Origin of the sequence: Streptomyces sp. NPDC059456 (genome assembly GCF_042750055.1) — a bacterium.
Lineage (GTDB): Bacteria > Actinomycetota > Actinomycetes > Streptomycetales > Streptomycetaceae > Streptomyces.
This window is the reverse complement of the sequence record NZ_JBHYVA010000264.1, coordinates 1-8,567: the sequence shown is the minus strand read 5'-3', so window position 1 is coordinate 8,567 and position 8,567 is coordinate 1. Positions and strand designations below refer to the sequence as shown.

Annotated in this window: 7 protein-coding genes; 4 read left to right on the top strand and 3 right to left on the bottom strand. The window is 73.0% G+C overall.

Translation table 11 applies throughout. The annotated features are described in order from the left end of the window. Nucleotides 1-79: 79 nt before the first annotated feature. Nucleotides 80-2,134: a S8 family serine peptidase gene (locus ACFXA3_RS22510; RefSeq protein ID WP_385189263.1), complete on the bottom strand. Its 2,055-nt coding sequence runs from the start codon at nt 2,132-2,134 to the stop codon at nt 80-82. Nucleotides 2,135-2,485: 351 nt separating this feature from the next. Between ACFXA3_RS22510 and ACFXA3_RS22505 the strand changes: the two genes are divergently transcribed. Continuing rightward, on the top strand, nt 2,486-2,752 hold the full coding sequence (locus ACFXA3_RS22505) for a hypothetical protein (protein WP_385189261.1): 267 nt from the start codon (nt 2,486-2,488) through the stop codon (nt 2,750-2,752). A 202-nt stretch (nt 2,753-2,954) separates the two neighbouring features. Here the strand turns inward: ACFXA3_RS22505 and ACFXA3_RS22500 are convergent, their stop codons facing one another. Beyond that, nucleotides 2,955-3,497, bottom strand: a complete 543-nt coding sequence (locus tag ACFXA3_RS22500) for an ArsR/SmtB family transcription factor (RefSeq protein ID WP_385189259.1) — start codon at nt 3,495-3,497, stop codon at nt 2,955-2,957. A 57-nt stretch (nt 3,498-3,554) separates the two neighbouring features. Between ACFXA3_RS22500 and ACFXA3_RS22495 the strand changes: the two genes are divergently transcribed. Continuing rightward, on the top strand, nt 3,555-4,460 hold the full coding sequence (locus ACFXA3_RS22495) for a S41 family peptidase (protein ID WP_385189257.1): 906 nt from the start codon (nt 3,555-3,557) through the stop codon (nt 4,458-4,460). 318 nt (nt 4,461-4,778) lie between these two features. Here the strand turns inward: ACFXA3_RS22495 and ACFXA3_RS22490 are convergent, their stop codons facing one another. Further along, entirely contained in the window at nt 4,779-5,354 is a 576-nt protein-coding gene (locus ACFXA3_RS22490) for a TetR/AcrR family transcriptional regulator (RefSeq protein WP_385189255.1), read from the bottom strand. A 69-nt stretch (nt 5,355-5,423) separates the two neighbouring features. Here ACFXA3_RS22490 and ACFXA3_RS22485 point away from each other — a divergent pair, with 69 nt between their 5' ends. After that, entirely contained in the window at nt 5,424-6,317 is an 894-nt protein-coding gene (locus ACFXA3_RS22485) for an NADP-dependent oxidoreductase (protein WP_385189253.1), read from the top strand. Between the two features lie 378 nt (nt 6,318-6,695). Then, nucleotides 6,696-8,510 (top strand): IPT/TIG domain-containing protein, encoded by a 1,815-nt coding sequence (locus tag ACFXA3_RS22480; protein ID WP_385189251.1) that lies wholly within the window; start codon nt 6,696-6,698, stop codon nt 8,508-8,510. Nucleotides 8,511-8,567: the final 57 nt, after the last annotated feature.

The following is an 8,567-nucleotide window of genomic DNA, read 5'->3' as shown; positions in this document are numbered from 1 at the left end:
GGCGGGCGAGCGGGCGCGGGCCTGGCACGCAATTGGGGCGGGCCCCCGTTGCGCCGCGCCCGCCCCGACGTCGTGTCCGTCAGAGAATGCGCCAGGCGACGGCGTACGGCTGGGCGAACTGGGTGATGCGGAAGGCCCTGACGACGACCTCGGCCTCCCCGGCCGGGACGTTCTGCCAGTTGACCTGCTCGACGTTGTTGGCGCGGTCGAACCCGGGATCCGTGCCCATGTTGCCGTGACGCTCCTGGCCGCCTGCCCGGACGATCAGGTCGAGGTCGTTCTGCAGTGCCTTCCCGGGCGGATCCGTCCAGACGAGGGTGACCTTCAGGGCGTGGGCCGCCCCTTCCGGAATCGTGATGTGGAACGCCCGCTCTTCTCCCTGGTCCAGCTCCTTGGCATCGGTGAACCCCGCCCGGCCGGCATCGGTCGGCAGGACGACGGCGCGTTGGAGGTTGACGATGCCGAATCCGGAGCTGTTGTTCGGAGAGGCGCCCGTCTCGGACGGGCTGTACTGGCCGGGCAGCTCGTCGGCGCCGTTGATCAGCATGGCCTTGATGAGCGCCGCGCTGGGCTTCGGAGTGCCGTTCTTCACCAGCGTCTCGCGCAGCACCGCCACACAGCCGGCGACCAGCGGGGTGGCCATGCTCGTACCGCTGTCGAACATGAACGCCGGGTCCGTGGAGAGGCCGAACAGACCGTCGTCGGAGGCCAGCCGTGAGCGCGTCGAAAGGATCGCCGTGCCGGGAGCGACGACGTCGGGCTTGATCCGTCCCTCCTGGGTGGGGCCGCGACTGCTGAAGGCCGCCATCCCGGCGGGGTTGTCCGCCATCCTGTCACCGCGGATCGGCGGGGCGGGGTACGAGAGCGGCCTCAGGTCGTCGTAGGTGTGGGTGATCTGGGGGCGGTCGCCCTCGCTGGCGCCGACGGTGATGATGTTCTTGGCCCCGCTCTCCCCGCTGATGGCCCTCAGGTTGATGCGGCCGTCACCGTCGCGGTCGGTACCGTCGTTGCCCGCGGCGAAGCAGATGACGAAGTCCTTGTTGTCCCAGACGAACTGATCGGCCTCGCGCGCGGCCTTGTTGTACGGCAGGCCCGGGGTGACCGGACCCCATGAGTTGGTGTGGATCCGCGCCCCGTCCTCCACGAAGGGCGGCTCGAACAGGTCGTGCAGGTTCACGGGGATCCCGGACAGCGAGCCGTCGTCGGCCAGCAGGGACTGGAGCACCAGTCTCGCCTCCGGAGCCGTACCGGTGATGGCGCCGCCCGTGGCGGGCGACGTGCCGTCGCCGCCCATCGTCGCCGACATGCCGTCGCCGAGGACCGAGCCGGCCACATGGGTGCCGTGTCCGTCGGGGTCGTCCGTCTTCGCGGGGCTCGTACGGCCCAGGGCGACCAGGCGCTTGACGCGGCCGGTGAAGGCGGGGTGCACGTTGGTGGCGGACCCCTTGTCGAACCCGGTGTCGGCGACGCACACGATCTGGCCCTCGCCCCGGAACTTGGTGCCGTTGAGGGAGACGCGGGCGTGCATGAGGTTCGCCGCGACGGTGTTGTACAGCACTCGCTCGGGTACCTCCTCGATCTCCTTCACCTCGTCGAGCGCGGCCAGCGCGGACAGGTCCTCCTCACGGACCGTCACACGCACCTTGTCGTGGTCGGGCTGTACGTCGCCCGGGCTGACACCGGCGGCCGCCGCGATCCGGTCCCGGAGCCCGTCCACGCTCGCGTCGACGTCCTCGTGCAGGACGACGTCGATGGTCCGGGGCCGGGGACCCCCCGCCTCCAAGGGGTCGGCCAGCACGGCCACCCCCGGACGCAGCCGGTTCGACCGGAGCGACTGGGCGATCTTGAAGCCCTTGAAGTACACGTCGGCCCAGGTCACGAACGGCAGGGCGCGCACGGCGTCCAGATCCGTGGGCCGGAAGCCGCACAGATAGGTGTCGTCCGGAACGTATTCATGGATGACCACCCCGAGCCCCGCGAGTTCTTCCTTTTCTTCGGGGGTGGGCGGGTGCGTGGTCTGGACGAGGAGGTAGTTGGACGCGGTGGCGTCCTCGGACACCAGCGAGGCGGTGGCCAGATCATCGGCCTGCGCCAGCGGGTCCACCGTCACGCCGTTGATGGTGATACGGGACATGCCGAACTCCCGGAGCGTGTGGGCGTTGGCGAAGCTGCGCGCAGCCAGGCAGCGCTTGTTCTCCCCGGCAATGCCCCTGCGGGCGCCACCCGGTCGGAGCCCGTCCGGTCCGGTGGTGCGATGGGCGGCGCGTCACTTCCGTTCGGCCGACAGGCTAGACGGCGACTGCGTTCCGGCACGCGGATGACACGGGGAAGACACCCGTCCGGGTCTCCATGTTGCTCCGAAGCGGGCTTCCGGCATGCAGTCGTCGTCACGACACGACCGGCCTCGGACGTACGTCCCCGTATCCGGTGCAGTTGCGTGCTAGGGATTGCGAGCCAAAATAACCGAAATGAGAGGTATGTAACGATGCGTACAACTCTTCTCCGTGCGGCGACTGCGCTCGGTGCCGCGGCAGCGCTGGCCATCTGCGGCGCGGGCGCGGCCGGCGCCGACGGCGTGGGCAACTCAGGCATCGGCAACTCGGGTGTCGGGAACGCGGGAGTGTTCAACGGCGGCGTCGGCAACGCGGGCATCGCCAACTGGGGTGTGGGCAGCGCGGGCCTCGCCAACACCGGCGTCGGCAGCCACGGCATCGGGAACTCGGGCCTCGGCAGCTCCGGCATCGGCAACTGAGGACGGGTGCACGGACCCCGCACCACCGAGTACCGCAACGCGCCCGCCTGACACGGGGCCGGCACGCCCGGGCCGTCCGCTCCACCAGCGGCCGGCCCGGGCGCATGGCGTGCGGCCGGGCAGCCGGCCGACGCCCGCGAGCGCGGCCGGATCGGCGGACGACGCCGGTGGCACGGCATCGACGCCGCTGAGGCCGGTGCCGCTAGGCGGAACCGGAGGTGCCGGCCGGCGGGGCCTGCTGATAGAGCGCCACCAGTACGCCGTGCAGGGGCTGGCCTTCTGCATCTTCCTCGGCCTCGTCGACCAGTCGGGCGAGGGTCTCGCCGAGCTCTTTCGCCTTCGTGGGGCTGAGACGCAGGTGGCGCAGCGTCAGGTGGGTCTCGGCGGGGGAGAGGTCCAGCTCCTGGGCGAACGCGGCGAGCATCGCGGCGGTGCCTGCCGCCTGGGGCTCGGCGACGATCATGTGGCGGGCCGTGCGCTGGTAGTACTGCTCGGTGCCGCCGCGGACCTGGCGGGTCTCGGCGATGTGGACCAGCCCGGCTTCGCGGAGCACTTTGAGGTGGTGGGCCACGTTGCCCTTCTTCGCGTCGAGCTGCGCCGCGAGCTGTCTGACGGTGACAGGCCGGTGGCCCAGGGCGAAGAGCAACCGCTGCCGCAACGGGTGGGCGAGCGCCGCGAACTGCTCCGGCGCACCGATCTCCAGAACTTCCTCGGGGGGTGGCAGGTGGGGGCGCTGATCGTCCATACGGAAAGTGTCTAAAGTCTTTGACGCTTTGGCAAGGGAGATGCTCTACTTCCTGCCATGACCACTTCAACGAAGCTTCCGCCGGCCCCTGTTGTCGATGAGACGGCCCGGCTCCTCATCGAGCACTACGTCTTCCCCGAGATAGCCGAGCAGCTCGCCGGCGTCCTGCAGAGACGCCTCGCCGAAGGCGCCTACGACGTCGACGACGCCGAGGAGCTCGCCCGCCTGGTCACCGCGGACCTGCAGTCCGTCAACGGCGACCGGCACCTGAGGCTGAAGCACCACGTGGAGCCGGTCTCCCCGAAGGAGGGGGAGGCCACCCTGGCCGCCATGCGCCGGGACTTCGACGCCTCGCTGGGCGGTGCGCCGCGAGTGCAGCTGCTCGACGGGGGAGTGGCCGTGGTGGAGCTGGCGCCGATGCTGTTTCCGCTGGATTGGGCCGCCGAACCGCTGAGCGCCGCTCTCACCCTGGCCTCCCGTGCGCAGGCGCTGATCGTGGACCTCCGCGCCAACCGCGGCGGCGACCCGGACACGGTCGCCTTCGTGTGCAGCCACCTGCTCGACGAGCGCACCCACCTCAACACCATGCACTGGCGCGGCGGCGAGCGCAGCGAGCAGTCCTGGAGCCTGCCCCACGTTCCCGGCGCGCGCTTCGGCGGCAGCAAGCCGTTGTACGTGCTCGCCGGCGAGAGCACCTTCTCCGCCGCCGAAGAGCTGGCGTACGACCTCCAGCAGCTCGGCCGCGCCGTGGTCGTCGGCGAGCCCACCCGCGGCGGCGCGCATCCCTGCCAGGGCTGGACGGTGCACCCGCACCTGGAAGCCACCATCCCCGTCGGCCGGGCCGTCAACCCCGTCTCGGGCACGAACTGGGAGGGCACCGGCGTGCAGCCGGACGTCCCGTGCGCTGCCGCTGACTCCCTCGACCGCGCGCACGCGCTGGCCCTCGCCCGACTGGCAGGCTGACCCCGTCCACGTCATCGACGGCGCTGCGCGCAGCGCGGCTCCCCCTCCGGGGGAGCCCTCCCGCGGGCGGGCGGGCGGCTCGGCCGTTCGTCTCCTCCGAGGTGGTCGCGGCGCGGACCGTTCGCCGTTGGCGTTGTCTGCGGCCGGGCTTCACCGGCACGAGCTCGGATTCGGCGCAGTCCGCCCGGTGCCCCGGCCGACGACCCGGGCCGGTGGACGTCGGATGGTCGGGTGAACAGGTCCGGGTGCGGGCCGCCCTCCGCAACCCGTACGTGTCGTGCCCGTCGGCGCCGTCCGCGGCGCGCCGGAGCCCCCGGCTCAGGGCGCGGTGGCTTCCCAGGCCGCCTCGATCATCCGGAAGACCTCGTCCACCGTGGCCTCGGGATCGTCCGCCCGGCAGGCCAGCGCGTAGGCGTCGATGGCGAACCGCGCGGTGGCGCGGCAGGCCGTCGCACTCCGGGACAGCCGGGGATCGGCGGCCAGCGCCGCTGCCAGCGCCTGCGCGTGACGCAGGCTCATCGACTCCTCGTACTCCCGCAGGGCGGCTGACCCCTCGATCATGCGCCGGATGGGCGCGCTCCCCTCCGCCGTGCAGTGCCGCACCAGGGCCTGGACCTCGCGGTGCAGTGCCGGGATGACCGGCTCGTGCGCAGGCCGGCCGGTCACCGCTCCTGTGAGGCGCTGCTCGAAGTCCTGGTCGCGCTCGTACACCAGGGCCTCTTTCGAGGCGAAGTGGGCGAAGACGGTGGTGACGGCCACGTCGGCCTCGGCCGCCACGTCGCGGATGCCCACGGCGTCGTACCCGCGCTCCAGGAAGAGGCGCAGCGCGGTGTCGGCGATCTTCTGGCGGGTGGCGGCCTTCTTGCGTTCACGGCGTCCGGACGACTCGATCATGCCGTGACGCTACCAGGCTTGAAATCCTAACCGTTGTGAAAGCCTAACCGTTAGGGTTAGTTTCGCTGCATGAGGAAAATCAGCTTCGCCGAGTTCGGCGGTCCCGAGGTCCTGCAACTGGTGGAAGCCGAGGAGCCCCACGCGGGCCCCGGCCGAATACGCATCGCGGTACGGGCGGCGGGCGTCAACCCCGTCGACTGGAGGATCCGGGAGGGCCAGGTCCTGGGAGCCCATCCGGTGAAACTGCCCGCCGGGGTCGGACTGGACGCAGCCGGGGTGGTGGACGAGGTCGGCGAGGGCGTCGAGGGGGTCGAAGTCGGCGACCGCGTGTTCGGCGAAGGCGTCGACACGTACGCCGAATTCGCCGTGCTGTCGGCCTGGGCCCGGATGCCCGAGGGGCTGGCCTTCGAAGAGGCGGCCGGGTACCCGTCGGTGGTGGAGACCGCGCTGCGCATCATCCGCGAGGTCGGCGTGCGGCCCGGGCAGACGCTGCTGGCCAGCGGCGCGTCCGGCGGCGTCGGGTCGGCGGTGCTGCAGATCGCCCGCGCGCGCGGCATCACGGTGATCGGCACGGCCGGGGCTGCGAACCAGGACTACCTGCGCAGCCTCGGCGCCCTCGCCACGACCTACGGCGAGGGCTGGGTCGCACGGGTGCGCCGGCTCGGCCGGGTCGACGCGGCCCTCGACCTGGCCGGGTCGGGCGTGATCCGCGAACTCGTCGAGCTGACCGGGGACCCGCGCAAGGTCGTCTCCATCGCCGACCTCGGTGCGCCGCAGCTGGGCGTGCGGTTCTCCGGCGTGGCCGGCAGCGTGCCGGACGCGCTCGCCGAGGCCGTCGACCTCATCTCGCGGGGCAGGCTCCACATCCCGGTCGAGAAGTCATACGCGCTCACCGAGGCGGCGGCGGCGCACGCAGACAGCCGCGCCGGCCACACCCGGGGGCGCCGCGTCCTGGTCCTCTGAGCCGAGGCCCACCCCAGTACCCCAACACCCCACGCCGAACGGCCGGTTGCTCCTGCGCACCCCTTGGCGGCGTAGGACGAAACCTCGCATCGTAAACGCCCCCGTCCCCGCGGTCGGCGTTTTCCGCGGAGCCGGCGGAATGATCTGGGGTTTCGCCCGCGTCGCCCCCCGGCCGCTGCCATGCTTCCGCCGGTGTCACCAGGTCCCGCACCCGCGACGGCCCGGTGATACCGGCGAACGGTCGGCGGCTCCGTACGTGGGGCGGCGCTGTGGTTCGTCGTGCCGGAGCGTCCGGCCGCGGCTTCCCAGGAGTCCTCGTCTCCGGCCGCCGCCGGGCGCAGCTGAGAGGGGGAAGCTTCGATGTCATCGTTTGCCGTGGTGAGCGGACCGAGATCCAGGTGGCGCCACCGGCTGCCGGCCGTGGCCGTGTCGTCCGTGCTGGTCGCGGGCAGCCTGACGGTCCTGGCGGTTCCGGCGGCGGCCGACGGCGTGTGCGCCGCCCCGGTCGTGGCGGATGCCGTCACCACGATCACCTGTACGGCGGGTGGCCCGGGAAGCCTCACCGTGCCCGACGGCGTGTCCGGCGCCGTGGTCACCCTCGACGGCGCCGGAGGCGGGAACGCGGCCGACGGGACACCGGGCGGCAAGGGCGCGCACCTCGTGGCGGACGTCCTCGCGACTGCCGGGCAGACGTTCAACGTCACGGTCGGCCGCCGTGGCGCCAACGCCACGGCGAACGCGCAGTTCGGCGCACCCGGCTTCGGCGGCGGCCTCGTCGCGGTGACCACGGCCTCCAACGCGCCCTTGCTGACCGCGGGTTCGGGCGGTGGAGCGGGCGGAGCGGGCATCGGTTCCCGGGCCTACCCGGGAGCGGCCGGCGGTGACAGCGGCAGAGCGGGCGCCGACGGCCACGGCCTGGTCCCGGATGCGCAGGGCGGTACGGGCGGAGGCCCGGGCACCGGCACGGCGGGCGGGACGGCGGGGACGGGAGGGCAGGGCGCGGACAACGAGGGCGCGAACGGCTCGCCCGGCGCCTACCCGAACGGCTCGGGCGGCGCCGCCGCGCAGGGCGCGTTCAACCCGACCGGCGCCGGCGGCCGTGGCGGAGCGGGCTACGGAGGCGGCGGCCGGGGAGGTGCCGGCGGCCGGTACGGGACCACCGGGGGCGGAGGCGGCGGCGGAGGCGGCGGTTCCAGCCTGGTCTCCGGCACGGTCCCCGGCTCACCGGTCACCCTGACCGACGGGGCCAACGCCGGGGACGGCCGGATCGTATTCGCCTTCCACCGCGACGCACCCACGGTCACCGGGATCAGCCCGGCCACCGGCCCCGCGGCGGGCGGCACGGCGGTCACGGTCACCGGCACGTATCTGGCGGGCGCCGCCATCACCTTCGGCGCGGGCAACCCGGCCACCGGCATCTCCTGCACCCCGACCTCCTGCACCGCCACCGCGCCGGCCGGGACCGGAACGGTGGACGTACAAGCCACCACGCCCGCCGGCACCAGTGCCGCGTCCCCCGACGTCCGGTACACCTACCTCCCCGTACCCGTGGTGACCTCGCTCAGCCCCTCCGCAGGACCGACCGACGGCGGGACCGTCGTCACGGTCACCGGCACCGGCCTGAGCGGCGCCACCTCGCTCACCTTCGGCCCCGACAATCCGGCCGGCGCCCTCTCCTGCACCGCCACCACCTGCACGGCAACCGCACCCGCGCACGCCGCAGGCCCTGTCGACGTGCAGGTCACGACACCTGGCGGCACCAGCGCCGCGGTCGGCGCGGGCCGGTACACCTACCAGCTCCCGCCCGCCGACATCGACGTGGACCTGGCCGCACAGCCCGGCTTCAGCCTGCTCGTCCCGTACCTCACCTACACCCTGACCGCCCACAACACCGGCCCCGGTACGGTCACTTCGGCCACGCTCACCGCGACGCTGCCGCCGGGCTCCTCCGCCACCGCGCTGTCCCCGGGGTGCACCGCCATGGGCACCACCGTGACCTGCGGCTACGGAACCATCGCCGCCGGCGCCGGTTCCGCCAAGACGTTCCGGGTACCGCTGGGCCTGCTCTCGCTGGGCCGCGTCTCGGTCACCGCGACCCGTACGGCGTCCGCCCCGACCGACCCCAATCCGGTCAACGACACCGCGACCGCCGGCTGCACGGTCGTCTCCGTCATCCTGGCCACCTGCCCCTGACCCCGCACACCCCCGCCTCCAGACCCGGCCCCGGGGGGGGGGGGCCGCCCCCCCCCC

What these genes read in the sequence shown, in the direction of transcription:
- ACFXA3_RS22485 (WP_385189253.1), top strand. Translation starts at nt 5,424, where the DNA reads ATGAGGAAAATCAGCTTCGCCGAGTTCGGCGGTCCCGAGGTCCTGCAA.
- ACFXA3_RS22495 (WP_385189257.1), top strand. Translation starts at nt 3,555, where the DNA reads ATGACCACTTCAACGAAGCTTCCGCCGGCCCCTGTTGTCGATGAGACG.
- ACFXA3_RS22500 (WP_385189259.1), bottom strand. Translation starts at nt 3,497, where the DNA reads ATGGACGATCAGCGCCCCCACCTGCCACCCCCCGAGGAAGTTCTGGAG.
- ACFXA3_RS22490 (WP_385189255.1), bottom strand. Translation starts at nt 5,354, where the DNA reads ATGATCGAGTCGTCCGGACGCCGTGAACGCAAGAAGGCCGCCACCCGC.
- ACFXA3_RS22505 (WP_385189261.1), top strand. Translation starts at nt 2,486, where the DNA reads ATGCGTACAACTCTTCTCCGTGCGGCGACTGCGCTCGGTGCCGCGGCA.
- ACFXA3_RS22510 (WP_385189263.1), bottom strand. Translation starts at nt 2,134, where the DNA reads ATGTCCCGTATCACCATCAACGGCGTGACGGTGGACCCGCTGGCGCAG.